Here is a 25,312-nt window from a genome sequence, read left to right as displayed (position 1 = left end):
GTTCAGGACGTGTCGCTTTTTTGTTTGTGCGTAAACGCTATACGTTTCGGTTGCCACCGCCACCAAACAATTTTGACACCAGCCAGATAATTACGGCCACGACTACAACTACACCGATGATCCCCGTATAAGCACCCGCCTTGAAGATACCGCCAATGGCATCGCAGCTGGTCATGAACAGGGTTAAAAACAGAGCCACAAAGGCAACAGGTAAAGAACGGAGCAGCAGTTTCATAACGTTGATTGGTTTTTTGCAGTGAATAACCGGCCGATTTTCGGCGATTGCACAATTAACGCGCTCTGTCTCACTTTGTTCTAACTATTCTGCACTCAAATATTCCACCAGTACGTCCATTTCAATACTAAAGCCCTATTTCTAACCGTAAACAGTCCGGGAACATCCATGCCGATCTGAGGGCTGGACCCGGGCAGGTAGTTATCGGTATAGACCAGGAAGAAGTCCGAAGCTGGTTTGTAACGCCACTGAATCCTGGCATTCAGATTCATGTTTTTCTGCTGTTCGTTATACTGAACAAACGTTGTCAGGTAAAGTGTGTTGGTCATCGTGACGTCAAAACGTGGTCCAACCAGCCAGAACGTTGTATGTCCCCAGGGGAGTGGTAGCCGGATATCATTATAGCTTGCACTCGCAGCCAGACTCACAAAAGGCTGGAATCGGTAGCCCAGATCAGCGGTCAGGTTCAGGCGGGTTCCATCGGCATAGTAGCCACCATACCGGGAGGTGAAGCCATAGGTAAACAAACTCTGGGGCTTCGATATAAAAGCCGTGCCCCAGGCAGTCCAGTTATGCTTGGTGCCCGCTGCCAGTGTCTCCCGACCCGTGTTGGTGGGGTCGAAAGGTTGTAACAGCCGTACATAGTCGGTGGCGACCCAGCCCGTAAACGTACTCCGGCTCTTGAACGTGATCAGATAACTCAGGTAGGTTTCATTATCGCTCTGCCGGCCGGCCGGGTCGAAAAAATAGGTAGACTGTAGCAGGGGGCCGTGGCTCTGGATACCGCTGGCACCAGTTGGCAGAAAGGTGTAACTGATGTTACCCATGGCTCGCCTATAGCCCCGTCGGGGAACATACCCTGCTTCGGCGGAGTAATTGGTACCAACCGACTCCAACTGCCCGCCTATGAGCCATTGACGGCTGTTGAACTGTAAGTTGGCTGCATACACAGCCTCATCGCTCTTTGGTTGTTCGCCCGGCTGGCCAGTCGATGTAAATGATTTCAGGTAAAGTGCTTTGCCCGTCCATAAGTTGTTGGCAGAAGCCAGATTATATTCGAAGCCCAGGTTTCGGTTGTACTGCGAGTAAACAGGGGTACTCGTTGCTGGCGGGTTGGTCGTAGGCACATCGTACCCCAGCGACTGCTTATTGACAAAGAGGACACCGATGTTGGAGCGGGCAAAGACACGCCGTTGCAGAGCTACTACCGCGAAATTCTGGGCGGGGAGTCCGGTTGCACCTACACTACCCGTTTGCATATCCATCAGGCCCATTCGCCAGTCTTTGTTGAGCTTACCGCTTAAGCGGGCTCCAAACCGAATAGGTACCCCACCCAGCCCAATTCGGCGGCTGAAAAACGGTCGGATGCTGGCATAACCGAAGTTGGTGAACTGGTCTCCGTTCTCGAGAAAGAACTGACGGCGCTCCGGAAAAAACAGCTCAAACCGATCGAGATTTGTTACCTGCTGGTCAACATCGACCTGCGAGAAGTCAGGGTTTACGGTCAGGTCCAGGTTCAGCGATGAGGTGATGGCAATTTTGGCATCTAAACCCGCATCAAACCGGTTCTTGTTCGGAACTCCATGCTCATAATCACGCGATAATCCCGTCAGCGCATACGGAATCAGAGAAATATTAGGGCCGGGCTGGGGTGGTGCTTCGTCCCAGACAAGAACCCCGGTATAAGCAAGGGAAGCTGTCGGAAACTGACGGGGAATGGGCGTCCAGGACGACTTCTCGGTAGTTTTCAAATCCTGTCGGCTGAAGTTGATTCCCCAGTGGGTGATTCCCCGTTTGTAGCGGATGGTTTTGAATGGAATGGCCATCTCGATTACGTACCGGTCGGGGTAGTTACGAACGGCCGACGTCCACTTATTATCCCAACTCAAGTTTGCTTTGCCGCCTTCGTATAACAGACCGTCCCATTGAGCACCTACCGCATTCATGCCGAACGTAAATCCGTTGGTCTGATCGTCGAAGGTGTCCATGAACAGGATAAAATTATCATTACGGCCAAAATTCCAGTCGCGCCGGAGTGATTCGACAATGTAGGGGCCGGGTACGTCGCCGTGGTAACAAACGGCGCTCAGGTACACGTTCTTGTCATCGTATGTCATTCGAACATCGGTGCGTACATTGGCCCGGCTGGTGTCCATAGGAAGCACCATCCAAAAGTTATTGGCTACTTCGGCTGCTTGCCAGGCTGTTTCCTCAACTGCGCCATCGATGACAACAGGCGACGTTGCCCGGTTGATATGAATCTGGTAGGATTCATTCTTTTTTTGCGCCAGTGACGGAGCCGTTAGCAACAATGCGCTGAGTAGAAATAGTAAAGATTTCACCAGGTAAAAATAATTAATAATCAATACGTTTAGAAGACGTAAAGATGCACTGTTTACCTTGATGTATGAAACGAATAAAGCCGAAACGAAGCGATCGTTTCGGCTTTATTCGTTTTAACAGGTGAGGAGGGTGCGTGTTGGCTCAATGCCCCACCATAAACACCGCATTGCCGAACAACAGCTTTCCGTTGTACCAGAAGCCCCGGAATAACGGATCATCGGCTAAATAAACGACAGTGCCCCGCCCTACGTTCTGAACGCCCATGAGCAGCGTGTTCTTTAGTTTTTCTTTGGCATTCTTACCCGAGAAGCCAGCCACATAATTGTCTGTCTTGAGATAGCCCACATTCCAGCCTTCTTTGAGGAAATCGAAATTATAGGCGTTCTGTACCAGCGAGTAGTAACCATTCGTCAGGCCAAATCCGAGGGGGTGGCTCGTGTCGATATTTACGCGGTAGATACTGCCCGGAGTCTCGTCTGAAATAGCCGTTCGTTCGCGGTCGACATACAGTTTCAGGGAGTCAGCCGGATTTCCCTTTTTCCCCTTGTTCAAATCATTTTTTTCTTCTTTTTCCTTTAGGTCAAAGCCATCTCTCCCCGCCAGAAAGGCTGCCCCCCGTTCCATCGCGATCAGCTTGCCCCCCGCCTGCACCCAGGACCTGATAGAAACCAGATTCTTATCGGTCAGGAAGCGACCATAATTGTAGTTGGTAGGCAATATTAATATGTCCAGTTTGTTCCAGTCGACGTTTCCCAGCGTATTCCCGTCAATGAGCGAGACGGGGTAGTTCAACTCCTGATCGAAGTAATGCCAGACCTCTCCCACAGCCGGGGGAAGCGCACCTTCGCCCACTACCACGCCTACACGGGGCGCTTTCAGAGCCATGACGAAGTCGGAGCCGAAGTCGGAGCCCTTGGTTACGAAACCCGTTTGTACGGGCGTGAGTAGCATGTCGGCCTCGGCAGCGGCCGCTGTAACGAGTTTATCGAAGCGATCTCCCAACTGGTCGTTACCCGCCCTGGTGATCAGCAGCGTTCCCGAGGTGTAGGTTTTACCGTCCAGTTCAAATGGTTTCTCAGCCACCCGCACCTTTATTTTCTGCTTGAGCAGACTGGCCAGCAGCTTGACCGACGGCATCGACTGCCACAAGGCTACGTAAGCGTAAGGTCGGGCCGTAGCTGGGGCTATTGCCGATGGCGCAGCCGTTGCGCTGGAAACGGGTGATAGCCGGTTAGTCAGGCCGTACGTTTGCAAACCAAACGCGTAGGGAAGTGACCAGGCCGTAATGTCGTATGTAGCCGAGTCTTCAAGCGCCGAATTTGGCTCGAATAAAATTTTCAGCAGGGTCGATTTAGGCTGGTAAGCGCTGATGACCATATCTTCAGCCGTTACGGATACGTTTTTCTCGGTTCGCTGATTGGTGTAATTAAAGCCGGACAGCGTTTGCGCCTTACCAGCGTAGCCGTAACTGATCTTGTTCCGATCCAGTAGCTGCTGTAGAGCTTTCATCCGTCCCGCGTCGCCACTAGCCTTAATCACATAGCTTTTATACGTGCCAATAGGAGTTGAGCGGGCTTTATCGAAAAATGTTCCGAAGGCATTCACAACTTCAGCTGGCCGATCGGCTACCGATTCAAGGGTGGCGATACTGGCAGCCACGTGGTGATCGATGCGTTGGCGGAGGGTGAGTGTGTCTCCATCGGCTTTCTCAATGGCAAGGCCAGCGCGTCCGCTGCCGCCCTGCTCATAGGTCATTCCAATTGCCCCGTTGTAGGTCGGGTAAGTATCGCCGTAGCTGGGGTAAAACAGGTCGAAACGTTCGCGGGTGTAATATAGCCAGCCGTTTTTATCGAAGTAACGGCTACAGTACTGCCCGATGGTTTGCTGAAACTGGCGCTGGAATGGCGTGATGTCTTCGTGATAAGGCTTAGCAGAAGGCGCGAAATAATACGGGCTTTCTACACTCATCTCGTGAAAATCGCCGTGCAGGTGAGGCATCCACTGCTGGTATAATGCCATGCGTTGTTGTGTAATCTCCTGAGTTTGCCAGGCCCAGTCGCGGTTTGGATCGAACAGGTAGTGTGTATAGCGCCCGCCCGGCCAGGGCTCATTGTGCTCACGCGCTGAAGGTGTTGGATCGCCCACGCGGCCCATCATCTGGTTATACCAGTTCACATAGCGGTCATGCCCATCCGGATTCAGGCCGGGATCAAGGATAACGACCGATGTGTTGAGTATCTTCTGCGAAACGGCATCCGTAGCACTCACCAACCGGTACAGTACATCCATGAAGGCCTCGGAGCTGACGGCCTCGTTGCCGTGGACATTGTAGCTGAGCCAGGCAATGGGGGGGGGAGTCGTCGTTGACTGAGGGGATGGTGCCGGACTTCCTGCCAGCATTCCGATGCGACGGAGGTTACTGGTACGGATTTCTTCCAGTCTGCTCATGTTTGCATCCGAGGCTATTGCCACAGCCATGAGCTGGCGACCTTCGTGGGTGGTACCATAGGGGAGGAGTTTGACGCGGTTCGGCATCTGCCGGGCTATCTGTTCGGCATAAGCCAGTACACGATGGTGGGGGGAAAATCGATCTCCCACATTATAGCCAAGAAACTGAGCTGGAGATGGTACGGTGGTTGATGAAGGAGTGGTTGTTTGGGCCTGGGTCGAAATCGATGCAATGACCAGGCCCACCAGCAACAGAGTGTGCTTCATGGAAAAAGTAAAAATATTTTTGATAGCTAACGACCTCAAAAATAGGAGTAAAAGGCACAGGAACCGGGTTTTAAGAAAAATTTTAACGGTAGTTGTTGCATTATTAAATCATCGCCTTACCTTTGCACCACGATTCGCCAACAGAGTAGCACAACAGCTTATCTGCTGGGTCTTTTAACAAAGACGGCCGATTCGTCTAGCGGTTAGGACATCGCCCTTTCACGGCGGTAACACGGGTTCGATTCCCGTATCGGTCACTAACAAGAATGCAAAAAAGCTCACCCGGAGAGGTGAGCTTTTTGCGTTTACGCTTGCCCGGACATGCCTCCGGCCCTGCGTTTCTGCACGCGTAATTCTGTAACTCTACTAGCATCATATGTTAAATATATGATGCTAGGGGCATGTAATATCTCGCTGATTATCCTGTGTTTAGCCCGTACAATCAAAAATACACACGAATAGTAGGCTACGTGCAGGTTAAGAAATAAACGATTAGTTAATTTTGAGGTAAACCTATAGACTGAATAGTCTTATAGAAACTCGACTATGTTATGGAAATCGATCGTCAGCAATACGACAAGTTACCGTTTGCCATCCGAACTGGCGCACTTATTCTTTGGGGTACTCAATTAGTATCTTATTCCCGATCGGGCTTTTTTCGTCAGTTATACAGTTTCAATGGTTTTTTGTCGAGATGTGTTTCGATGAGCAACAGGAACGCCTTGCCTGCATCTGTACCTTTTCAGATACGCGACAATTAGAACCCTATATCAGTAGCATTAATTGGCAGGATATGATGGCTTGAAAAAATTCAGACAGGTTCATTTACCATTCGTCCTGAAACTTTCTATTAAAGCTCGGTGAGCTTTTGTGCAAAGGCGCTGGCGAGACGACGGGCTGATAATTGGTACATACCTTTGTACTCCCAGGTGTTGATTGGGTTAAGCAGTTCAGTAGGTACGCCGGGGCATTGGGTGGGTATGGCGAGACCAAATTCTGTATGCTGATCGAACGGTATGCTGTCTAGCGCTCCTGTGAGCGCTGCGTCGATCATTGCTCGTGTGTGCGCTAATGACATTCGCTTTCCAATACCAATGCTACCTCCTTTCCAGCCCGTATTGATAAGCCATACCTGAGAGCCACATCGTTCGATGCGTTGTTTAAACATGGCTGCGTACGTGCGTGCGGGCAGGGGCATGAAAACCGCTCCGAAACAAGGCGAGAAGGTAGCCATTGGACTAGTGACGCCCTGTTCGGTACCCGTTATTTTGGCCGTATAGCCGAGCAGAAAGTAATCCAAAGCTTGTTGGGGCGTTAATCGGGATATTGGTGGCAACACCCCAAATGCATCGGCGGATAAGAAGAAAATATGTTTTGGCGCGCTCCCTACCGATGGTGTTACGGCGTTTACTATATGATTCAGTGGGTAGGCGCAACGGGTGTTTGCTGTTAATGAACTGTCTGAAAAGTCTACTGTCGTGCTATTTGGCAGGAAGGGCGTGTTTTCCAGAATGGCCCCTGATTTGATAGCGCTGAAAATCTGAGGTTCCTGCTCCCGATTCAGATTAAGGACCTGGGCGTAACAACCGCCTTCGAAATTAAACAGGGACTGGTCAACCTGGCCCAGGCCAACTTGATCTGTCCTGACCTGGTTTTCACTTATCCAGCCATGCTCATCATCGCCAATAAGCGGCCGGGTAGGATCGGCTGAAAGGGTCGTTTTGCCCGTTCCTGACAGACCCAGGAATAGGGCAGTGTCTCCCTGACTTCCTTTGTTGGCCGCACAGTGCAGTGGCAATATATTGTGTTTGAGCGGGAGCCAGACGTTAAGGGCCGAAAAGACCGACTTTTTTATAGCACCCGCATAGCCTGTTCCACCTATTAAAATAACCCCTTTCGATAAGTTCAGAATCGTGAAGTTCGAATGGCGGGTTCCGTCAAGGGCGGGATCAGCTGAGAAAGATGGGTCGACAAGTAACGTCAACTCTACCGGACCATCGGTTGCTTCGCCCGGTTCCGGTCGCAAGAACATGATATAACTGAACAGGTTATGCCAGGCCAGTGTGGTTATGATTCGTAGCCGTAGTCCGTACTGGTTGAGAGCACCCGCTCGTGCATAGCGTACATACACGGTACGACCAGCCAGGTTAGCTACCATCCGCTTATGTAACGTATCAAACTGGATGGGATCGAAAGGCTGATTGTCATCACCCCAGGCGACGGTCTGGTCCGTTACTTCGTCTCGAACGATAAACCGGTCCTTGGGCGTACGGCCCGAAAATTTTCCTGTATTACACACTAAAGCACCCGTATCGGCTAAACGGCCTTCGCCATTTTTAATGGCCTCGTCAACAAGTTCCTCGGGCGACAGATCATATACATAATGAGCTCCCTGATCATGTCTAGCTAGTATATCAGTTGAGCCGGAAGAGGGCTCGATAGGCGTTGTAGCGTTCATGGTTTAGTGCTTGTTGATGTGTAGAATACGCAGCATCAGCGTGTTAAGGCAAATGTAAATAGCGATTACTTATAGATCAAGCGATTATTCGCTAATTGTTCAAAGATTGCTGTTACCAGCACTAATATGTATTTTTGATTTTCTTAAATTGGATATATGGACTTTGGGTCAGATAAAATTAGGTTGCTTTTCGGATTGAAGTTGCGGCAGCTTCGACTCGACAAGTCTATTACCCAATACGAACTGGCCGATCGTGCCGGTCTGTCACAGTCCTATATCAACGAGATTGAGAAGGGTAAGAAATACCCGAAAACGGAAAAAATCGTAGCGCTCGCACGGGCAATGGACACGTCTTATGACGCGCTGGTATCTTTGCAGCTCAACAAGAAAATGGAGCCTATTTATCGGCTGTTGCAGTCTGATCTGCTGGCTGAGCTGCCGTTGAGTATGTTCGGCATTGAACCCAGCGATTTGCTTGAGTTACTATCTGAAGCACCGGTTAAACTAAGTGCCTTCATTAGCACCGTAGTTGAGATTGCCCGGAATTATAACCTGAGTGTCGAGCAGTTCTATTTTGCCGTAATGCGAACGTATCAGGAATTGCACGATAATTATTTCGACGATATCGAACTTGCCGCCGATCAGTTTTTACACGAGAGTGGGTTACCAGATGACCGGGCGGTTAGCGAATCGCTCCTGATTAACTACCTGACTCAACAGTATGGCTATCAAATCATTCTATTTAATGAGCAAACCTACCCGGCGCTTATTCGGCTACGGTCGGTGTTTATACCACATGAGAAAAGGCTTCTGCTCAATCAGAATCTAACGCCCGACCAGCGGGTTTTTACGCTCGGACGCGAACTGGCGTTTCAGTATATGAACCTCAAAGATAGACCACTTACCTCGACCTGGGTCGAGGTGAACTCCTTCGATCAGGTGCTTAATAACTTTCGGGCATCATATTTTGCCGGAGCTGCGCTCATTCGGCGGGGTGCCTTGCGGCAGCGGCTCGATACGTTTCTGAGCCGAACCACCTGGGCCGAAGCGGCAACGGATCTGCTGTCTATGCTCGATGAGTTCCAGGCAACGCCCGAAACGCTCCTGCTACGTATGAGCAATCTGCTTCCCCATGATTTCGGCATCGAAGACGTGGTTTTTCTGCGCTTCGAGCACGAGTATGAGAGCCCTGTTTTCCATCTGACCCGTGAAATTCACCTGTCGCAGCTACACAATCCACATGGTACCACCGATGAGCACTACTGCCGACGCTGGGCTTCTCTGACAAGCCTGTTCGAACTGGATATAATGCTTCGGCAAAACAGGTATCAGGAACCGCTCCTGCGGGCGCAGCTGTCGGATTATATCGACTCGAAAAACACGTATTTTATTTTCACCTTTGCCCGCCCTCTAACACCTATCCGCCATCTGACGCATAGTGTTTCGCTGGGCGTGTTGCTCAACGATGCGTCACGTTCGCGCATTCGATTTCTGAACGATCCTGCGGTGTTGCGCCGGGAGGTAAACGAATCCTGTGAACGATGCCGTGCTATCGACTGCCGGGAGCGTGTAGCTCCGCCCAGCCATCTGGAGCGGCAACAGCGGGTTACAGCCATTAAACAAACACTTAGCGAGCTGGGAGTAACCCAGGCGTTATAGCAACGCTCTCTGAAACACAAAAATCCCCCGACCTGAGGCCGGGGGATTTTTGTATCTACTAGCTAAAAGCAATGCGGCACTAAAACCGCATCATTTATTTGCCAACCGTACCGCGCAGCGAACGTGGGATTTCGATGCTGGCTACCGGGTTCGTAGCTTCTTCAAGCATTTCGATACCTGATACCGGAATCTGACCCACCCGAACCGACTTACCTAAATCAAGGTTCGAGACGTCTACATCGATAAAATCGGGGATGTTTTCGATAAGACCTTTCACGCGCAGTTTACGAACACGCGTTATTAGTTTACCCCCTTTCTGAACACCAGGTGCAACACCGATCGTGCGAACTGGAACAGAAATTTTAATGGATTTGCCATCAGCAACCAGTAAGAAGTCGGCGTGCAGCAGCGCGTCGCTTACCGGGTGGAACTGAGCTTCCTGAAGAATAGCCCGGTATTCAGCACCCTCGATGTTTAGGGCTACTTCATAAATGTTGGGCGAATACAGCAATTCCCGGAACAGAATAGCGGGAGCATAGAAATGCACCTGCTCCTGGCCACCATACAATACACACGGAACATTGCCCTCGGCCCGAATCGCTTGTGATTCCGTGCGGCCGAGATTCGCTCGTTGATACCCTACAATCTCGATTTTTTTCATTTTACAAAGTGCCGAACGTCCACATTCGGTCAAAAAGGATGAATTTATCCGGACGTGGACGTCCGGCACTCAAATTAATGTCGTATAAACAAAGAACTAATAGATTCGTGATCCCGAATACGGCCAATAGCTTTAGCGAATAACTCAGCCACCGACAATACCTTGATTTTATCACTCTGGTGTTGAACAGGCAGTGTATCGGCAACGACCAACTCGTCAAGTACCGAATTAGCTATATTATCGTAAGCCTTACCCGACATGACGGGGTGCGTGCAAATAGCCCGTACTGACAACGCTCCTTTGTCCAGGATGATCTGTGCTGCTTTTGCCATTGTCCCGCCGGTGTCGATGAGGTCATCGAACAGTACGACATTGGCACCTTCCACGTCGCCGATGACCTGCATCGACGCAATTTCATTGGCTCGCTTGCGGTGTTTATCACAAAGGACAATATCCGCGTTGAAGTGCTTGGCAAAGTTCCGTGCACGGTTTGCGCCACCTACGTCGGGCGAAGCGATTACAAGATTCTCCAGATTCAGGTTTTTAATATACGGCACAAAAACCGATGAACCTTCCAGATGGTCGACGGGAAAATCGAAAAAGCCCTGAATCTGACCCGCATGCAGATCGATCGTCATTAACCGATCGGCTCCCGATGCAGCCAGCATGTTCGCCACCAGTTTGGCAGCAATGGATACGCGGGGTTTATCTTTTCGGTCCTGGCGCGCATAACCGAAGTACGGAATAACGACCGTGACATAGTGGGCCGAAGCCCGACGGGCGGCATCGACCATCAGCAATAATTCCAGCAGGTTGTCGCCCGGAGGAGGTGTCGACTGAATCAAAAACACGTCGCATCCCCGAACCGATTCCTCGAAGCTTGGCGACATCTCACCATCGCTGAACCGGCGGCAGGTATAGCCGCCAAGTTCTTTACCGTAGTGATGCGCAATTTTTTCGGCTAAGTACGTGGATTGACTCCCTGAAAAAATCTTAACCGGATTGAACGAAGCCATTAGTGCAGGACAAATTTCCCGCAAAGATAGGCAAAAAACGGGCAGCTTACCTCTGTCTGGTTACAGATTCTTTGCTACACTTCCGCAAAATGACCACGACCAGGTAGCGCTACCAGCAGGTATAGCTCTCCGATCAGATCGATAAGCAGAAATCTAAGTGAAAAAAAGTAGCCCGTACTAAGGTGTGTTGTTTCATAAATCGGTAGCGTTGCGAACTAACGTCCAGACCCCTATAGATCGTTTTTCGATGTATATACGAAGCCATAACGAGTTCCAAAAGACAATTCGCTTATTTTGGTGTTGTAACTACATTATTAAACTAAAATAAGAAACCGATGCGCTGGTTAGGACAACGGGAGAGTAGTAACGTCGAAGATCGACGGGGTAGCGGAGGAGGAGGTGGACTCCTCGTAGGCGGTGGTATTGGCTCCGTCGTTATTGCGGTCATTGTGATGCTGCTTGGCGGAGACCCCTCGGAGATCCTAAATCAAAGCAACTCCAACTCGTCGGCGGTTCAGGCTCCGGCCGACCAGCAGGCCGAGGATGAAGCGGCCAAGTTTACGAGCGTTATCCTGGCTAGTACCGAAGGTGTCTGGACACAGATTTTTTCCAGTCAGAATGGTCAATACCGGAAACCGACGCTGGTTTTATTTCGGGGGGCTACCCAATCAGGCTGCGGCACTGCTTCTGAATCCTCAGGCCCTTTCTATTGCCCCGGTGATCAGAAATTGTACATCGATTTGTCTTTCTATGACCAATTGAGCCAACGATTTGGTGCTCCGGGCGATGCTGCCATGGCTTATGTGATTGCTCACGAAGTTGGCCACCATGTACAAAAGCAACTGGGTGTGATGGATAAGGTCGATGAGCTCCGCAGTCGGTTAAGTGAACGGGAATACAATAAAATCTCCGTTCGGCTTGAGCTACAGGCCGATTTTTTTGCCGGTGTCTGGGCAAACCATGCCAAAAATCTTGAATTCGATCAATCCGATCTGGAAGAAGCGCTTACAGCCGCCAACGCTATCGGTGATGACCGCCTTCAGCAGGCAACGCAGGGGCGAGTCGTTCCTGACGCATTTACGCATGGTACATCGGCTCAACGCATGTACTGGTTCAAGAAAGGATTTCAAACGGGTGATATCAATCAGGGTGATACCTTCAATAGTCGTGAGGACTCAAACCTGTAGTTACTATTAGTAGCCTAAATTTAAGAAAGCCTGATAACGGACGTTATCAGGCTTTCTTAAATTTAGGCTACTAACTGTTGGATACTGACAGGGTGCTGGAAAGGAATAAATTTCCCTGTGGCCAGCTTATCAGCGACCGACCGTTTACTCAGTAACAGAGAATCAGTAAAATTTTTTTAGAGTACGTTTGGAAATAACATTTATTGCGCCGTTATTTGTTTCAAATTTTAACAAGCAATGCAAACAGGAACAGTTAAATTCTTTAATGAAACCAAAGGATTTGGTTTTATTAAGCCCGATGACGGTGGTGAAGACATCTTCGTACACGCTTCCGGTCTCATCGATCAAATTCGCGAAAACGACAAGGTTAAGTTCAATGTCGAACGCGGTAAGAAAGGCTTAAACGCCGTAAACGTCGAAATGGCTTAATCGTAAGATATACCAAGACAACCGTTGTAAAAAACATGCCAACTGGCATGTTTTTTTTTGCTCTATCGGGTTCATAAGGTCATTTTTGCGGGCATATTACTTCAGTAACCGCATGACCCAACCCATACCGGTCACCAATGACCAACTCGCGCATCGGATTGCTACCCAACTGGGTATTCCGCTACGTTCCGTAGCCGCAACAATAGAATTACTGCTGGGCGGGGCTACCGTTCCCTTTATTGCCCGTTACCGTAAAGAGGCCACCGCGCAGCCTGGTGGTGTACCGCTCGACGAAGTACAGATTGCGCAGATTAAAGAGACGTACCAAAAGTTACTGGATCTTGACAAACGCCGTGATGTCGTTCTTAAAGCAATCGATGAACAGGGCAAACTGACGCTAGACCTGCGCCGGAAAATAGAAGCAGCTGATTCGCTCACCGACCTCGAAGACCTTTACCTGCCCTATAAGCAAAAACGAAAAACCCGCGCTTCGATCGCTATTGAGCGAGGGCTGGAGCCGTTGGCAACCCTGCTCTTCATACAGCGCGAAACCAACATCGATCAAGTCGCCCGGCGCTATATTACCGATGCTGTACCAACCATAGCCGATGCCCTGCAGGGAGCACGCGATATTCTGGCCGAACGCATTAGTGAAGATCCTGATGCGCGTCTGCGTATTCGCAACTTGTTCGAGCGCGAGGCTGTCATTCGCTCGGTCGTAAAAAAAGGAAAGGAAACGGAAGGTCAAAAATTTAAAGATTACTACGACTTTGCCGAGCCGCTCCGACGCGTACCGTCACACCGGTTACTGGCTTTACGTCGCGGTCAGGCTGAAGGGTTTCTTACGGTTGGTTTAGGGCCTGACGAAGGCGCGGCCATCGAACGGCTCGAACGACAATTTATTCGTACGAACGAACCCGGTCTTCGCCAACAGTTGGAGTTAGCTATTCGTGATGGCTACAAACGTCTGTTGAAACCCGCCATTGAGACGGAATTCGAAAATCGATCCAAAGAAAAAGCCGATGCGGCTGCTATTCAGATTTTTGCCGACAACCTGCGTCAACTCTTGCTCAGTGCGCCCCTGGGGCAGCAACGGGTACTAGCCATTGACCCTGGTTACCGAACCGGCTGCAAAACCGTCTGCCTGGATGCACAGGGTAATCTGCTGGTCGATACGGTACTTTATCTGTTCCAGTCCGAAAATCAGCGATTACAGGCTGAACAAACTGTTCGTAAACTCATCGATCAACATAAAATCGATGCTATTGCTATTGGCAATGGCACAGCCGGTCGCGAAACCGAAGAGTTCGTACAGCGGCTGGACCTGGGAAAGCCAGTCTTCATGGTCAGCGAGCAGGGAGCGTCCATCTATTCGGCTTCAGACGTGGCCCGTGAAGAGTTTCCCGATCGCGACGTAACAGTACGTGGCGCTGTCAGCATCGGTCGGCGGCTCATGGACCCGCTGGCCGAACTGGTAAAAATCGATCCTAAATCCATCGGTGTAGGTCAATACCAGCATGATGTCGACCAGACAGATCTGAGGACCAGCCTGGATTCTGTCGTAGAAAGTTGTGTGAATCAGGTAGGCGTTTCGGTAAACACAGCCAGTGCCTATCTGTTGCGCTACGTATCGGGACTGGGACCGCAGCTGGCCGGTAATATAATAAGTTACCGGGCGCAGAATGGCGCATTCACCTCACGCGAACAACTCAAAAAAGTGCCGCGTCTAGGGCCGAAAGCGTTTGAGCAATGTGCTGGTTTTCTCCGTATCGAAGGGGCTAAAAACCCACTCGACAACAGTGCTGTTCACCCGGAACGCTACGCGGTCGTGGAACGAATGGCAACCGATGCAGGGAGTACCGTTAGCGATCTTATCAAAAAGGCTGAACTAAGAAAACAGATCGTCCCTGAACGCTACGTAGAAAATGGGCTTGGCCTGCCAACGTTGCGTGATATTATAGCTGAACTGGAAAAGCCCGGTCGTGATCCCCGCGGCCCATTGTCGACATTCGAGTATGATGCGCGCATTCGGTCGATCGACGACTTACACGAGGGTATGATTCTGGATGGTATCGTAACGAACATCACGGCGTTTGGCGCTTTTGTCGACATTGGTGTCAAGCAGGATGGGCTGGTTCACGTTTCGCAAATGGCCAGTCAGTATGTCACAGATCCGAAAACGGTCGTAAAAGTCTACCAGAAAATAAGAGTTAAGGTAATAGAGGTAGATACCGCCCGGAAACGAATTGCGTTATCTATGAAAATTTAATAGGTTGCACGTATTCACCAAACTTGCCTGTATGCAACAACCCTGGTCCCGGGCTACTCTTTGGGTCATTTCATTGCCCGCTTGCCTGCTCTTTTTAGCCACCTCCTGTTCGACATTAAAATCGTCGGGTCCATCACACTCGGTAAGCCGTCGTTCAGTGGCCGCTAAACCGGTTGCTCACCGATCGTCAACGGGCAAAAAGCCTGTGCGGCCACCAGCCGTTCCGGCCAAGTCGGCCGGTAAAATGGTCGACTCTCGTACCTACGAGGCTCGCTATGTACCGGAAGTAGTCAAGGTAGCCCGAACGTATACCGGCACACCTTACCAAACGGGGGGTAATACGTTTCAGGGGATTGATTGCTCCGGTCTGGTTTGTGCTGTTTTCAGTACGGTAGGTTTAAAAATGCCCCGTATATCCTGGCAGCAGTCAGAGGTGGGGCACGAGGTAGAAGTGGAAGAAATCCTGCCTGGCGACCTCATCTTTTTTGTGCCCGATAAAGGACAGGCGGGCTATGTGTCGCACACAGGAATTGTCACCGAAGTCAACGGGTCAAATAATATTCGCTTCATTCATGCGTCGTCTTCAAGGGGAGTTCGGGAGGACAATTTGTATGCCGATTACTTCAAGGGCCGATTTGTGAAAGCGTTACGTCCTTTCTGATAGTTAACCGATCTTCTTATAATCAGGAAAGGCCGCTCCCGGGAGCGGCCTTTCCTGATTATAAGAAGATCGGTTAACTAGCGGTTTGCGCTTCACTGATTAATTCTTCCAGGTAAGCCCGGTCTTTATTACGAAGCCTCATTTCCAGGCTGAGTGCTTCATTACGGGTGTCAAACGGTTTGGTAAACTTTACCTCCCACGGTTTACCATCGGCCGTAGCAGGATTGGTTTTGGCATTATGCTGCCAGAGACTGATAGACAGGTTCTTCGACTGGCCAATAAAATACCGGTCGGCAGATGGGCTGTAAATGATATAAACGGTATGCATATGATGTCTTGACTAGTATCAAAACTACATATTTGTTGATAAATAACAAATCCAATTCGAGTGAGTGACCCAAATGGACAATGGACCAGGAAATTTTAGCAGTTGATTTGGGTTGTACAGATTTTTCCCTCATATTTGCACCCACAATACGCCTTTGCCGGTGTTTGACGGGGGATTAGCTCAGCTGGCTAGAGCGCTTCCATGGCATGGAAGAGGTCATCGGTTCGACTCCGATATTCTCCACACAAAAAAACCACTCCTAAAGAGTGGTTTTTTTTGTGCCAGGTAAAAAACACACATTACTGTTCAATCATCTCGGCATCTGCCAGAATATAGTTCATTTCGTAGATATTATCGGCGTTGAGCTTGAGTGTTCCACGAAATGTCCGGCGTTCGTCGGTCTTGAATTTCTTGCCCGACTTCTTGAATTTGAGTGACACGACCGATTCCGGTCCGGCACCACCGCAGAAGAAACAGGCACTAAATGGGAAGGCCGACAATACGTAAAGGTTGGATTCCAGATCGACCGGCAGCACATACCCCGTTATGTCCACCGTTTTACCACTAAGCTTTTGAACGCCGGGTCCAAACGTAGGATACAGCATATAAACCGATTCTTCGGCATACCACTTCTTTTTGAACGTAACGTCGCGCAGGGTTTCCCACGATAATTTTACCGGCTCGGCAGCGATCGACCCGGTTGGGCGGACGGGAGGAGTCCTCGGACTAATCCACGCAGGAGCGATTAAACAAGTCAGGAGTAAAACAATCAGCAAACGAGTCATGGCGTTGGTCCGTAGACGTTGGGTATTTAAGACAGGTTGAATAACAGGTAAAACTACAAAAAAGATTACTTTTACTAACTCATTTTGTTCCGACCACGCAAATCGTGTCAGACGTACTCAACGACAACAAGAAAGACGGCGCGGCAATTCCCGTTCGGTTTACCCGGCTATACATGACGTTGCTGGTTATCCTGACTGTACTGCTGACTATAGGGCAGGGGGTAACACAATGGCGGTTGAGGAAGGTTCAGGACGAACTATGGATTATCCGGTATGCTGCCATACAGCGTCACCAGAGTCAGCAGATTGTAAAGCAGGCCCTGCAACTGAGCGATATAAACGAACAGAGCACATTTGCCGCTACCGTTGCCGAACTTCGACAGGTATTCCCGGCTTTTGAGCGCTACCACCTGCAAGGGCGTGAAGGGCGGGTGTATGAGAAGAATGTGCTGATCCCAAACTCGAATACCGTTCAGCGTTTGTACGACGATATACGACCCGAGTTTGAAGCTTACCAGCAAAGCGCCCGCCGGCTGATGCTGCTCCGTAAACCTCAGGATATAACTCGGCCGGATGTGCAGTCGAGCCTGAAATTGTTACTGGCGAATGAGAAACCTTTCCTGGAGAAAATAGACCGAATCGTTCGGGAGTATACGACCCAATTACGGGCTAAACTTGAACTGTTACAGGCTATCGAATTTTACCTGTATGTGTTCACGATGCTGGTGTTGATCGGCATAGGGCTATTGATTTTCAGACCCGCTACCCGCCGACTTCGCGAAACGTTTGCGCAACTGATTGAGGCCGAAAGCCGTACAACAGCGGCCAACCGTAAATTACTAAGCGCCAACAAGTCGCTCAAAGAAACGCGCCAGCAACTGTTCGATGCTACTAAAGAGCGTTACCAGCAACAGATCGATGAGCAAAAAATGCAGACATCGTACCTCATTGCCGGGCAGGAAGAGGAACGAAAGCGGCTATCCCGTGAGTTGCACGACGGATTGGGACAGATGTTGACAGCCATAAAGCTGCAAATAGAAGGACTCGAAGTAGGGCTGGCCCGTATGGCACCTACGGGCCAGGACAGCAATGTGACATACCCGAAAAACCTGCAGATTTTGAAGCGTTTAGTGACGCAGACGATTCAGGAAACCCGAACAATTTCTAACAACTTAATGCCAAGTGTGTTAAGTGATTTCGGAGTTGTCCCGGCCATTAAGATGCTTGCCGAGAACGACCGTAGCGAAACTGTTGATGTAACATTCGAAACCAATTTGACAACCGATAGCCCGCGACTGGACAAAAATATCGAGATTATGTTGTACCGTGTGACGCAGGAAGCCGTCAGCAACGCGGTCCGGCACGCTAACCCCTCGCATATCCATATTGAACTGATCGATCGGGACAACTCATTGCAGCTACTGATTTCCGACAATGGCCGGGGGTTCCAGATGCCTCGTCGACAACCGATCAATGGGCAGGCTAAAAGTACCGAAGAGGTTTCGGCTGGCAGGGTGCCCGCCAGTCGGCCCCCCTCACAAGGCCTGCACAACATGCAGGAACGGGCAAAATTGCTCAATGGTAAATTTAAAATTCACTCAACGCTGGGGAAAGGCACCCGAATTCAGGTAAGCATTCCTCATCACATGCATCCCGCTCATCATGACAGCAACTAAATTAATGCTGGTGGACGATCATTCTATCGTTCGCGACGGTATCCGGCTTTTACTGGAACAAGCCGAAGGATTAGAAATCATCGACGAAGCCAACGACGGCGAAGAAGCCCTTGACAAACTTAAAAGCCACCACAGCGAGCGCGTTGAGGGGGCTGCCAATGGCAAATCGAATACCTTGCCCGATATGGTTCTGATGGACATCTCCTTGCCGGGTATGTCTGGTATTCAGACCACACAGGTCATTAGCAGGCTTTATAAAGGAGTTCGGGTATTAATGCTCTCGATGCATAACAACGAGGATTACATTCTGCGGTCGGTAGAGGCAGGCGCTTATGGATACATACTGAAAGACTCATCGTCGGACGAGATGATCAAAGCCATTCGGACCATTGCGGGCGGGGAGAAGTATTATAGTTCGCCCGTAGCGTCGATCATTCTGAGCGGCTATATGCAGCAGCTTAAGAAAGGGGATAAACATAGCCGGGCCGAACGCCAGTCGAAGCTCTCCAACAAAGAAAAGGAAATACTTCAATTCCTGGTCGATGGTATGAGCAGCCGGGAAATTGCCGAAAAACTACAACTCAGCGTTCGTACGGTCGATAACCACCGGGCCAATATGATGCGTCGGTTGCAGGTACGGAATGCCGCTGAACTGGTGCGCATGGCCGTTGAGGATAAGCTGATTTGAAACTTTCCTGACACCTTAGTACGTTTCCCAACAAGACCGGTCCTCGTGCCGGTTTTTCCATTTTCTACTTACTAGATTAAGTAGATAGATTTAATTCACTAAACTTAACTTATCATGTCATTGCGTTTAGGAGATATTGCTCCCGATTTTGAAGCCGACACCACTCAGGGCCACCTCCACTTCCACGAATGGCTTGGCGATTCCTGGGGTATGTTATTTTCGCACCCTGCCGATTTTACGCCTGTTTGCACCACCGAACTTGGCCGGACAGCATTGTTGAAAGATGAGTTTGGCAAGCGTAACGTTAAGGTCATTGCCGTTTCGGTCGACGATCTGGAGTCACACAATCGGTGGACTCCTGATATTAAAGAGGTTACCGGCAGTGAAGTCAATTTTCCGATTATTGCCGATGCAGACCGGACCGTTGCTACACTTTACGATATGATTCACCCGAATGCCAGCGAAAAAACGACGGTACGTTCGGTATTCGTAATTGGTCCCGATAAGAAAATCAAGTTAACCCTGACGTATCCTGCCTCGACGGGTCGTAACTTCAACGAGTTGATTCGGGTGATCGACTCGCTACAGTTGACAGCTGATTACCAGGTAGCTACTCCCGCTGACTGGCAAATGGGCGATGACGTTATCGTTACACCCGCTGTGACTAATGATCAACTGGAGGCCAAGTTTCCAAAAGGGGTTACGTTTGTGAAGCCTTACCTCCGGACTACGCCACAGCCGAACAAGTAAGGGCCCGCTAACAGCGCCAATGTGTCCGTTGGATTCGCAGCCAGCTAAACAATCTTTCTTTCGCCGGGTTATGCCTTTTCAAACCAAACAAGATTAACGTTATGGCAAAGAAAAATTTCAACCCACAACATGACGAAGGACCAGTGGCCGAAGCCATTGAACAACAAACTGCCAAGTTGCCATCCGATCTATTCCTGTGGGGTGGTCTGGGTGCGCTAGCAACAGCTGCTGTCGCTTTCTCAACGGGAAAAAGACACGAAGCGCTGTTGATTGGCCAATGGGCTGCTCCAATCCTGATCCTGGGACTTTATAATAAAGTTGTCAAATTAGAGGGTAGCAATTAGTACAACCTACCCGGACAGAAGCCCGGACGACTCAATGAAGCTCAGTCAGCTATTCCATTGAGTTGTCCGGGCTTCTTTTGGTTTAAAGCTGTATTTTTGGGCTTTGGAAGCAACTCATCTGCATGAAAGTCCGTGTACTGATCACTATTATAATTAAACGATACGGTCTGTGGATTGCAGCATTTCTGGTCGTAGCTGTCTTGATTTTTGTAAGCCGTTCAGCGCGGAAAACTGATTTGGACTGGCGCTTTGTAAATGCGTTCGGCATCAAATTGCCCATGCGTTATGGTATCCACGGCATTGACGTATCGCGGCATAATGCCCGTATCGATTGGAAGAAAGTGCGGCAGATGGAATCCGAAGGGGTGCGGTTACAATTTGTATTTGTCAAGGCTACAGAGGGGGCCACGCTGACTGATAAATACTTTGTAAAAAACTGGCGTGAGGCTAAAAAGTCGGCTCTTCGCCGGGGTGCTTACCACTTCTATCACCCAACCCGGGACCCGGTTAAACAGGCCACCAATTTCATCCGGAATGTAACCTTGAGCAAAGGCGATTTTGCGCCGGTTGTGGATTTTGAAGTTACCAACGGCCAATCCCACGATACCATTATTGACGGGCTACGGCTCTGGCTCGAAACCGTCGAAGAACATTACGGCGTTCGCCCGATCATCTATACAAACGGGAATCTCTACCGGCGTTATATCAACGGCAACCTGGACGACTATCCACTGTGGATCGCTGATTATTCGACCGAACACCTCCGCAATTATAATCCTGATAAACTCTATCTCTGGCAACACAGCCAGACCGGCTGGGTGCAGGGGATACGGGGCCGGGTCGATTTCAACGTGTTTGTTATGGACGAAAACACGATGGGCGAGATATGCCTATGATGCGTACGGGGTGGACTTGGCGCGTTCGACGCGTTACAGATTCACCTTGGTCAGTTCAACCGGTTTGGCCAGCCAGTCCTTGGCTTTAGCGCCGAAAGCAGCCATATGCGGCATTTGGTTATGAGCCTGAAGACCAGCTTCGTCTTCCCAACGCTCGTGCATGATAAAACGCTCGGGTTGCTCTGTACTTTCATACAGTTCATACAACTGGCAGGCGGCTTCGGTGCGTACCTGAGCAACCAGTTCAAGGAGGCCTGCTTTAAGATCGGCTTCAGCACCGGGTCGTGCGGTAATGGCGGCAAAAACAAGGAGAGACATAGGCATTGAGGTTAGAAGAATTTCATGTAAATAACTACGGGTTTTGCCAGATGTCCCAGGCTTTTTCAGCCTGTAGCTCCAGCATGCGCAGGCCATTATGAGTGGCCGCTCCACGCTCGGCCCCCCGCTTCATGAACAGTGTTTCGGCAGGATTGTATACCAGGTCATACAGAAGATGCCTGTCTGTGAGTTGGTCGTAGGGGAGAGACGGCGCTTCGTTCGTGTGGGGATAGGTACCAACCGGCGAGCAGTTGACAAGTAGCCGAAACTCCGGTAGCAGGTGGGGCAATTCGTCGTATGTGACGGTTGCTGCCGATTTTGTACGCGATACTGATCGGTAGGGGACCTGTAGGTCTGACAGGGCTGCAACAACCGCTTTGGAGGCCCCACCCGTACCTAGTACAAGCGCTTGTAAACCCGCCGTTGTCTGGCCGAGTGACCGCAGCCAGTTCTGAAGCGATTGCCGGAATCCGTAGTAGTCGGAGTTAAAGCCAACCCGAGATCCATCTTCATTGAGCTTGATTACGTTCACCGCTCCTACTTTTTCAGCCGATGAATCGAGACGGTCGAGGAAGGGTAGTACGGCCTGCTTATGTGGAATCGTAACGTTCAAACCGCGCAAACCGGGTGTTTCCATCAGCGTGGTAAGAGCCGTTATATCCGGCAGTTCGAACAGATCGTACTGACTATCTGCAATGCCCTCCCGAACAAATTTTTCGGTGAAATACCGTTGCGAGAACGAATGCGTCAGTGGGAAACCAATCAGACCGTAGCGGGTCATACGTATAAAAAAAGATGGTCAACTACCTGAAAAAAGCACCTAAGCCCGGGCGAACCGCTTTCTCAGAACCTGTACAATCACCGGCATGATCGATAGGCCTACAATGCCAAAGACAACCAGTTCAAAGTTCTTCTGAACTGCCGGGATGTTACCGGCAAAATAGCCAAGCAGGGTGATGCTTACTACCCACAGAACAGCGCCTGCAATACAGTTACGAATGTATACACCGTAATTCATACTGCCCGCACCGGCAACGAAAGGAGCAATGGTCCGGACAATGGGAATGAACCGTGCCATAATCACCGTCTTGCCGCCGTGTTTCGCATAAAACTTTTCGGTTTCGGTAATGTATTCGCGCTTGAAAAACAGAATTCGATCGTACATCTTAATTCGACCTCCCAGTGTCTTACCAACGAAATAGTTCACATTGTCACCCATTAGCGCAGCAACGATCAGCAGCGGAATGATAACCCAGACGCTTAGCTCATTGGTATCGCGGGCGGCCAGGGCTCCGGCCGCAAACAGCAGCGAATCGCCGGGAAGCAAGGGCATAACGATCAACCCTGTCTCGGTGAACACAATCAGGAAAAGAATTGCATACAGCAGGATGCCATACTGGTTAGCCCACGAATCGAGATAGGTATCGAGGTGAAGCAGAAAATCGAACAGTGACTTTATAATATCCATGAACGTGGTTTTTCAATCGTTGGAATGTATGCTGTAGAAAACGGTGGGCTGGTATGCCAGGCCCACCGTTTTCGAACAAGGTATTATTTGTCAAGGAAATGAGTAAACGTATCGCCCCGAAGACCTAACCGGATGGTCTCCAGCGGAATTACCTCGCTGGGCGCAATATTGCCAACGTTGACATTTGCACCCAGGAGCTTTACAAACCAGACCTGCTGCTCTTTCTGGGGTGCTTCCCAGAGAATTTTTTCGGAAGGGATCTGCGTGAGGATCTCTTCAACGAGGCCCTGGCGGACTTCGCCACTAGCCCGAAACAGACCAACGGTTCCGCCTTCGCGGGCTTCGCCGATCACTTTCCAGGCCCCGGCTTCCAACTCAGATTTCATGAGTTGAATCCATTTATAAGGGGGTATGATTTTAGATTCATCTTTTGACCCAACTTCCGAGAGTACCGTCACCTGCGTTGCTAACTGCCGGATATACTCACATTTATCATCCTGCAGCATGTCAATCGAGCCATCGGATACTTCCGCATAGCTCAGGTTAAACTCGTCGAGCAGTCGTCGGTAATCGTCAAACTGATTTCGCACCACGAAAGCTTCAAAGAGCGTTCCGCCAAAGTAAACCGGAATGCCGGCATCCTGGTAGATGGCGATCTTTGCTTTCAGGTTTGGCGTGACATACGAGGTTGCCCATCCTAGTTTAATAATGTCGGCATGTTGGGCAGAGGTGGAGAGAAAGTCTTCCACTTCGCGCAGACTTAGCCCTTTGTCCATTACCATCGTTAATCCACTCTGGCGGGGCTTATCAGTGCGCTCAGGAATTTGCGTAAGCGTATAATTCATTCGTAATAACAGCGTAGACGCGTTTAAAATCGCCCAAAAGTAGCATAACTCACGACAACCTCCCAAGAAAGTCCACAAATAATAGCGTCAGATAGGCGTTCTGCTTAGTTTAATGCTATTTTTGCCGGATATGGACAATACCGATAATCCCCGTCTTGCCTTTTTTCGCTCACTAATTGGTCAGGATATGAGCGCCAGTATTTCGCCACTCGGCCGCTGGCTCAATGGTACCCTGCGGGCTGCCGACTATGGCCGACTGGTTACTGAATACGTCGTTCGGGACGAATTAACCAATCCTGCCGGGGTTTTGCATGGGGGGGCAGCCAGTGCCATACTGGATGACCTGATCGGCGCAATGATATTTACGCTAGGCCGGGAGTTCGCCTTTACCTCCGTAAATCTGAACGTTGATTTTCTGCATGCGGCTCGTTTAGGCGACACTATTACGGCGACTGCTGAAGTAATGCGGGCTGGTAAAAATATCATCCATTGCGAGGGGCGAATTGTAGCAGCCGATGGTAAAATCATCGCTAAATGCGCCACAAACCTGATTCAGACGTCGGTGAAATTACCCGCGTAGAGACGCAACCGGTTGCGTCTGATGTCTGTCCAACGTAGGTCTGGCCTTGTAATAAGGCCTGGTATCAATCAAATTCCTGTAAACCATCCGGATATGAGACGCAAAGGGTTGCGTCTCTACGTAAAATAATTTATCTTTGCACCCTAATTTCCAATTTCATACTAGAATCATGTACGCAATCGTAGAGATCGCAGGGCAGCAATTCAAGATCCAGAAAGGTCGTTCCATCTATACCCACCGGTTAGAGGGCGATGTGGACGCTGCACTTGCCTCCGACAAGGTGAAAATCCTCCTTGTTGACAACGAAGGAAGCATCAGCATTGGTGCTCCAACCGTAGCCGGAGCAACGGTAACGGCTAAAATCATCGAACACCTTAAAGGTGAGAAGGTTATTATCTTCAAGAAGAAACGCCGGAAAGGATACAAAAAGAAGAATGGCCATCGTCAATATTTGACGAAGGTTATGATCGAAGACATCACATTATAAGTCATACAGTTGGTCAGTTGGTAGGTTAGTCAGTGAGTGAGTACTGACCGCCTGATTACCTGGCAAACTCGCTAATTCCTTAAGAAAATGGCACACAAGAAAGGTGTAGGTAGTTCAAAAAACGGCCGCGATTCGCACAGCAAACGCTTGGGTGTGAAGCTGTTCGGTGGCCAAGCGGCAATTGCCGGCAATATCATCATCCGTCAGCGCGGTACGAAACACCATCCCGGCAAAAATGTTGGTTTGGGTAAAGATTTCACCCTGTTCGCTCTGGTCGACGGTACCGTGAAATTCCGTCCGGGTCGCGACAGCCGCTCGTATGTCGATATCATTCCGGCAGGTCCATCTGCTATTGCTTCTCCAGCTGTTCCGGCAACCGCCGTTGCTGCCCCGGTAGAATAAGCAATGCAGCAACCAGCTGTTTGTACGTATTAGTTACGAGAACCCGCCAGACAATTGTCCGGCGGGTTTTTTTATGGACCAAACTAAAAAAACGATGAAGCTGTTAAACGGT

25 protein-coding genes and 2 tRNA genes are annotated in these 25,312 nt (G+C 49.9%); 15 read left to right on the top strand and 12 right to left on the bottom strand.

Annotation, left to right across the window (positions count from 1 at the left end):
- Window positions 1-37: 37 nt before the first annotated feature.
- From FH603_RS10705 to FH603_RS10695, 3 genes are all read right to left on the bottom strand, one after another.
- A complete protein-coding gene (locus FH603_RS10705; RefSeq protein WP_186737485.1) occupies window positions 38-235 on the bottom strand; it encodes a hypothetical protein in 198 nt (65 codons plus the stop codon).
- 95 nt (window positions 236-330) lie between these two features.
- Complete coding sequence (locus FH603_RS10700; RefSeq protein WP_394366372.1) at window positions 331-2,577, bottom strand: carbohydrate binding family 9 domain-containing protein; 2,247 nt, start codon at window positions 2,575-2,577, stop codon at window positions 331-333.
- Window positions 2,578-2,719: 142 nt separating this feature from the next.
- Entirely contained in the window at window positions 2,720-5,293 is a 2,574-nt protein-coding gene (locus FH603_RS10695) for a M14 family metallopeptidase (protein WP_186737484.1), read from the bottom strand.
- A 185-nt stretch (window positions 5,294-5,478) separates the two neighbouring features.
- Here FH603_RS10695 and FH603_RS10690 point away from each other — a divergent pair.
- Window positions 5,479-5,550, top strand: a tRNA-Glu gene (locus FH603_RS10690).
- Window positions 5,551-6,143: 593 nt separating this feature from the next.
- Here the strand turns inward: FH603_RS10690 and FH603_RS10685 are convergent.
- Window positions 6,144-7,751, bottom strand: a complete 1,608-nt coding sequence (locus FH603_RS10685) for a phosphoenolpyruvate carboxykinase (ATP) (RefSeq protein WP_186737483.1) — start codon at window positions 7,749-7,751, stop codon at window positions 6,144-6,146.
- Window positions 7,752-7,952: 201 nt separating this feature from the next.
- Here FH603_RS10685 and FH603_RS10680 point away from each other — a divergent pair, with 201 nt between their 5' ends.
- Window positions 7,953-9,410 carry a helix-turn-helix domain-containing protein gene (locus tag FH603_RS10680; RefSeq protein WP_235985372.1) on the top strand — a complete coding sequence of 486 codons (1,458 nt, stop codon included), beginning with the start codon at window positions 7,953-7,955 and terminating at the stop codon, window positions 9,408-9,410.
- A gap of 94 nt (window positions 9,411-9,504) precedes the next feature.
- Here the strand turns inward: FH603_RS10680 and FH603_RS10675 are convergent, their stop codons facing one another.
- Both FH603_RS10675 and FH603_RS10670 read right to left on the bottom strand, forming a co-directional pair.
- Window positions 9,505-10,071: a 50S ribosomal protein L25/general stress protein Ctc gene (locus tag FH603_RS10675; RefSeq protein ID WP_186737481.1), complete on the bottom strand. Its 567-nt coding sequence runs from the start codon at window positions 10,069-10,071 to the stop codon at window positions 9,505-9,507.
- A gap of 74 nt (window positions 10,072-10,145) precedes the next feature.
- Complete coding sequence (locus tag FH603_RS10670) at window positions 10,146-11,087, bottom strand: ribose-phosphate pyrophosphokinase (protein ID WP_186737480.1); 942 nt, start codon at window positions 11,085-11,087, stop codon at window positions 10,146-10,148.
- Window positions 11,088-11,422: 335 nt separating this feature from the next.
- Here FH603_RS10670 and ypfJ point away from each other — a divergent pair, with 335 nt between their 5' ends.
- From ypfJ to FH603_RS10650, 4 genes are all read left to right on the top strand, one after another.
- On the top strand, window positions 11,423-12,274 hold the full coding sequence (gene ypfJ, locus FH603_RS10665) for a KPN_02809 family neutral zinc metallopeptidase (RefSeq protein ID WP_186737479.1): 852 nt from the start codon (window positions 11,423-11,425) through the stop codon (window positions 12,272-12,274).
- Window positions 12,275-12,511: 237 nt separating this feature from the next.
- A complete protein-coding gene (locus FH603_RS10660; protein WP_012925283.1) occupies window positions 12,512-12,703 on the top strand; it encodes a cold-shock protein in 192 nt (63 codons plus the stop codon).
- Between the two features lie 112 nt (window positions 12,704-12,815).
- Window positions 12,816-14,972, top strand: a complete 2,157-nt coding sequence (locus FH603_RS10655) for a Tex family protein (protein WP_186737478.1) — start codon at window positions 12,816-12,818, stop codon at window positions 14,970-14,972.
- Between the two features lie 31 nt (window positions 14,973-15,003).
- Complete coding sequence (locus tag FH603_RS10650; RefSeq protein ID WP_235985371.1) at window positions 15,004-15,633, top strand: C40 family peptidase; 630 nt, start codon at window positions 15,004-15,006, stop codon at window positions 15,631-15,633.
- Between the two features lie 73 nt (window positions 15,634-15,706).
- Here the strand turns inward: FH603_RS10650 and FH603_RS10645 are convergent, their stop codons facing one another.
- Window positions 15,707-15,961, bottom strand: coding sequence for a GIY-YIG nuclease family protein (locus FH603_RS10645; protein WP_186737477.1), 255 nt, complete (start codon window positions 15,959-15,961; stop codon window positions 15,707-15,709).
- Window positions 15,962-16,130: 169 nt separating this feature from the next.
- On the opposite strand from FH603_RS10645, the gene FH603_RS10640 reads away from it, so the two are divergent.
- Window positions 16,131-16,204: transfer RNA gene (locus tag FH603_RS10640), tRNA-Ala, on the top strand.
- 56 nt (window positions 16,205-16,260) lie between these two features.
- Here FH603_RS10640 and FH603_RS10635 read toward each other — a convergent pair.
- Window positions 16,261-16,746, bottom strand: a complete 486-nt coding sequence (locus FH603_RS10635) for a DUF3299 domain-containing protein (RefSeq protein ID WP_186737476.1) — start codon at window positions 16,744-16,746, stop codon at window positions 16,261-16,263.
- A gap of 104 nt (window positions 16,747-16,850) precedes the next feature.
- Here FH603_RS10635 and FH603_RS29085 point away from each other — a divergent pair, with 104 nt between their 5' ends.
- The 5 genes from FH603_RS29085 to FH603_RS10610 all read left to right on the top strand — a co-directional run bounded on the left by FH603_RS29085 (window position 16,851) and on the right by FH603_RS10610 (window position 21,100).
- Window positions 16,851-18,422, top strand: a complete 1,572-nt coding sequence (locus FH603_RS29085; protein WP_186737475.1) for a sensor histidine kinase — start codon at window positions 16,851-16,853, stop codon at window positions 18,420-18,422.
- Entirely contained in the window at window positions 18,409-19,110 is a 702-nt protein-coding gene (locus FH603_RS10625) for a response regulator transcription factor (RefSeq protein WP_483409548.1), read from the top strand. Before FH603_RS29085 ends, FH603_RS10625 begins: the two co-directional genes overlap by 14 nt.
- A gap of 114 nt (window positions 19,111-19,224) precedes the next feature.
- Complete coding sequence (locus FH603_RS10620; protein ID WP_186737474.1) at window positions 19,225-19,860, top strand: peroxiredoxin; 636 nt, start codon at window positions 19,225-19,227, stop codon at window positions 19,858-19,860.
- A 101-nt stretch (window positions 19,861-19,961) separates the two neighbouring features.
- Window positions 19,962-20,204 carry a hypothetical protein gene (locus tag FH603_RS10615; RefSeq protein ID WP_080239678.1) on the top strand — a complete coding sequence of 81 codons (243 nt, stop codon included), beginning with the start codon at window positions 19,962-19,964 and terminating at the stop codon, window positions 20,202-20,204.
- Between the two features lie 122 nt (window positions 20,205-20,326).
- Window positions 20,327-21,100: a glycoside hydrolase family 25 protein gene (locus tag FH603_RS10610; protein WP_186737473.1), complete on the top strand. Its 774-nt coding sequence runs from the start codon at window positions 20,327-20,329 to the stop codon at window positions 21,098-21,100.
- A gap of 33 nt (window positions 21,101-21,133) precedes the next feature.
- Here FH603_RS10610 and FH603_RS10605 read toward each other — a convergent pair whose 3' ends face one another.
- From FH603_RS10605 to FH603_RS10590, 4 genes are all read right to left on the bottom strand, one after another.
- Complete coding sequence (locus FH603_RS10605) at window positions 21,134-21,418, bottom strand: putative quinol monooxygenase (protein ID WP_186737472.1); 285 nt, start codon at window positions 21,416-21,418, stop codon at window positions 21,134-21,136.
- 34 nt (window positions 21,419-21,452) lie between these two features.
- Window positions 21,453-22,199, bottom strand: coding sequence for a shikimate dehydrogenase family protein (locus FH603_RS10600; protein ID WP_186737471.1), 747 nt, complete (start codon window positions 22,197-22,199; stop codon window positions 21,453-21,455).
- A gap of 39 nt (window positions 22,200-22,238) precedes the next feature.
- Window positions 22,239-22,886 carry a DedA family protein gene (locus tag FH603_RS10595; RefSeq protein ID WP_186737470.1) on the bottom strand — a complete coding sequence of 216 codons (648 nt, stop codon included), beginning with the start codon at window positions 22,884-22,886 and terminating at the stop codon, window positions 22,239-22,241.
- Between the two features lie 83 nt (window positions 22,887-22,969).
- Window positions 22,970-23,731, bottom strand: coding sequence for a phosphosulfolactate synthase (locus tag FH603_RS10590; RefSeq protein WP_186737469.1), 762 nt, complete (start codon window positions 23,729-23,731; stop codon window positions 22,970-22,972).
- A gap of 130 nt (window positions 23,732-23,861) precedes the next feature.
- Between FH603_RS10590 and FH603_RS10585 the strand changes: the two genes are divergently transcribed.
- The 3 genes from FH603_RS10585 to rpmA all read left to right on the top strand — a co-directional run bounded on the left by FH603_RS10585 (window position 23,862) and on the right by rpmA (window position 25,200).
- Window positions 23,862-24,311: a PaaI family thioesterase gene (locus FH603_RS10585; protein ID WP_186737468.1), complete on the top strand. Its 450-nt coding sequence runs from the start codon at window positions 23,862-23,864 to the stop codon at window positions 24,309-24,311.
- 169 nt (window positions 24,312-24,480) lie between these two features.
- Window positions 24,481-24,798: a 50S ribosomal protein L21 gene (gene rplU / locus FH603_RS10580; protein WP_186737467.1), complete on the top strand. Its 318-nt coding sequence runs from the start codon at window positions 24,481-24,483 to the stop codon at window positions 24,796-24,798.
- 87 nt (window positions 24,799-24,885) lie between these two features.
- Window positions 24,886-25,200, top strand: a complete 315-nt coding sequence (gene rpmA, locus FH603_RS10575) for a 50S ribosomal protein L27 (RefSeq protein WP_186737466.1) — start codon at window positions 24,886-24,888, stop codon at window positions 25,198-25,200.
- Window positions 25,201-25,312: the final 112 nt, after the last annotated feature.

This window comes from Spirosoma utsteinense (genome assembly GCF_014282275.1).
Classification (GTDB): domain Bacteria; phylum Bacteroidota; class Bacteroidia; order Cytophagales; family Spirosomataceae; genus Spirosoma; species Spirosoma utsteinense.
This window is presented reverse-complemented; position numbering and strand designations above follow the sequence as displayed.

What these genes read in the sequence shown, in the direction of transcription:
- FH603_RS10705 (WP_186737485.1), bottom strand. Translation starts at nt 235, where the DNA reads ATGAAACTGCTGCTCCGTTCTTTACCTGTTGCCTTTGTGGCTCTGTTT.
- FH603_RS10695 (WP_186737484.1), bottom strand. Translation starts at nt 5,293, where the DNA reads ATGAAGCACACTCTGTTGCTGGTGGGCCTGGTCATTGCATCGATTTCG.
- FH603_RS10685 (WP_186737483.1), bottom strand. Translation starts at nt 7,751, where the DNA reads ATGAACGCTACAACGCCTATCGAGCCCTCTTCCGGCTCAACTGATATA.
- FH603_RS10675 (WP_186737481.1), bottom strand. Translation starts at nt 10,071, where the DNA reads ATGAAAAAAATCGAGATTGTAGGGTATCAACGAGCGAATCTCGGCCGC.
- FH603_RS10670 (WP_186737480.1), bottom strand. Translation starts at nt 11,087, where the DNA reads ATGGCTTCGTTCAATCCGGTTAAGATTTTTTCAGGGAGTCAATCCACG.
- ypfJ (WP_186737479.1), top strand. Translation starts at nt 11,423, where the DNA reads ATGCGCTGGTTAGGACAACGGGAGAGTAGTAACGTCGAAGATCGACGG.
- FH603_RS10660 (WP_012925283.1), top strand. Translation starts at nt 12,512, where the DNA reads ATGCAAACAGGAACAGTTAAATTCTTTAATGAAACCAAAGGATTTGGT.
- FH603_RS10655 (WP_186737478.1), top strand. Translation starts at nt 12,816, where the DNA reads ATGACCCAACCCATACCGGTCACCAATGACCAACTCGCGCATCGGATT.
- FH603_RS10650 (WP_235985371.1), top strand. Translation starts at nt 15,004, where the DNA reads ATGCAACAACCCTGGTCCCGGGCTACTCTTTGGGTCATTTCATTGCCC.
- FH603_RS10645 (WP_186737477.1), bottom strand. Translation starts at nt 15,961, where the DNA reads ATGCATACCGTTTATATCATTTACAGCCCATCTGCCGACCGGTATTTT.
- FH603_RS10635 (WP_186737476.1), bottom strand. Translation starts at nt 16,746, where the DNA reads ATGACTCGTTTGCTGATTGTTTTACTCCTGACTTGTTTAATCGCTCCT.
- FH603_RS10625 (WP_483409548.1), top strand. Translation starts at nt 18,409, where the DNA reads ATGACAGCAACTAAATTAATGCTGGTGGACGATCATTCTATCGTTCGC.
- FH603_RS10620 (WP_186737474.1), top strand. Translation starts at nt 19,225, where the DNA reads ATGTCATTGCGTTTAGGAGATATTGCTCCCGATTTTGAAGCCGACACC.
- FH603_RS10615 (WP_080239678.1), top strand. Translation starts at nt 19,962, where the DNA reads ATGGCAAAGAAAAATTTCAACCCACAACATGACGAAGGACCAGTGGCC.
- FH603_RS10610 (WP_186737473.1), top strand. Translation starts at nt 20,327, where the DNA reads ATGAAAGTCCGTGTACTGATCACTATTATAATTAAACGATACGGTCTG.
- FH603_RS10605 (WP_186737472.1), bottom strand. Translation starts at nt 21,418, where the DNA reads ATGTCTCTCCTTGTTTTTGCCGCCATTACCGCACGACCCGGTGCTGAA.
- FH603_RS10600 (WP_186737471.1), bottom strand. Translation starts at nt 22,199, where the DNA reads ATGACCCGCTACGGTCTGATTGGTTTCCCACTGACGCATTCGTTCTCG.
- FH603_RS10595 (WP_186737470.1), bottom strand. Translation starts at nt 22,886, where the DNA reads ATGGATATTATAAAGTCACTGTTCGATTTTCTGCTTCACCTCGATACC.
- FH603_RS10590 (WP_186737469.1), bottom strand. Translation starts at nt 23,731, where the DNA reads ATGAATTATACGCTTACGCAAATTCCTGAGCGCACTGATAAGCCCCGC.
- FH603_RS10585 (WP_186737468.1), top strand. Translation starts at nt 23,862, where the DNA reads ATGGACAATACCGATAATCCCCGTCTTGCCTTTTTTCGCTCACTAATT.
- rplU (WP_186737467.1), top strand. Translation starts at nt 24,481, where the DNA reads ATGTACGCAATCGTAGAGATCGCAGGGCAGCAATTCAAGATCCAGAAA.
- rpmA (WP_186737466.1), top strand. Translation starts at nt 24,886, where the DNA reads ATGGCACACAAGAAAGGTGTAGGTAGTTCAAAAAACGGCCGCGATTCG.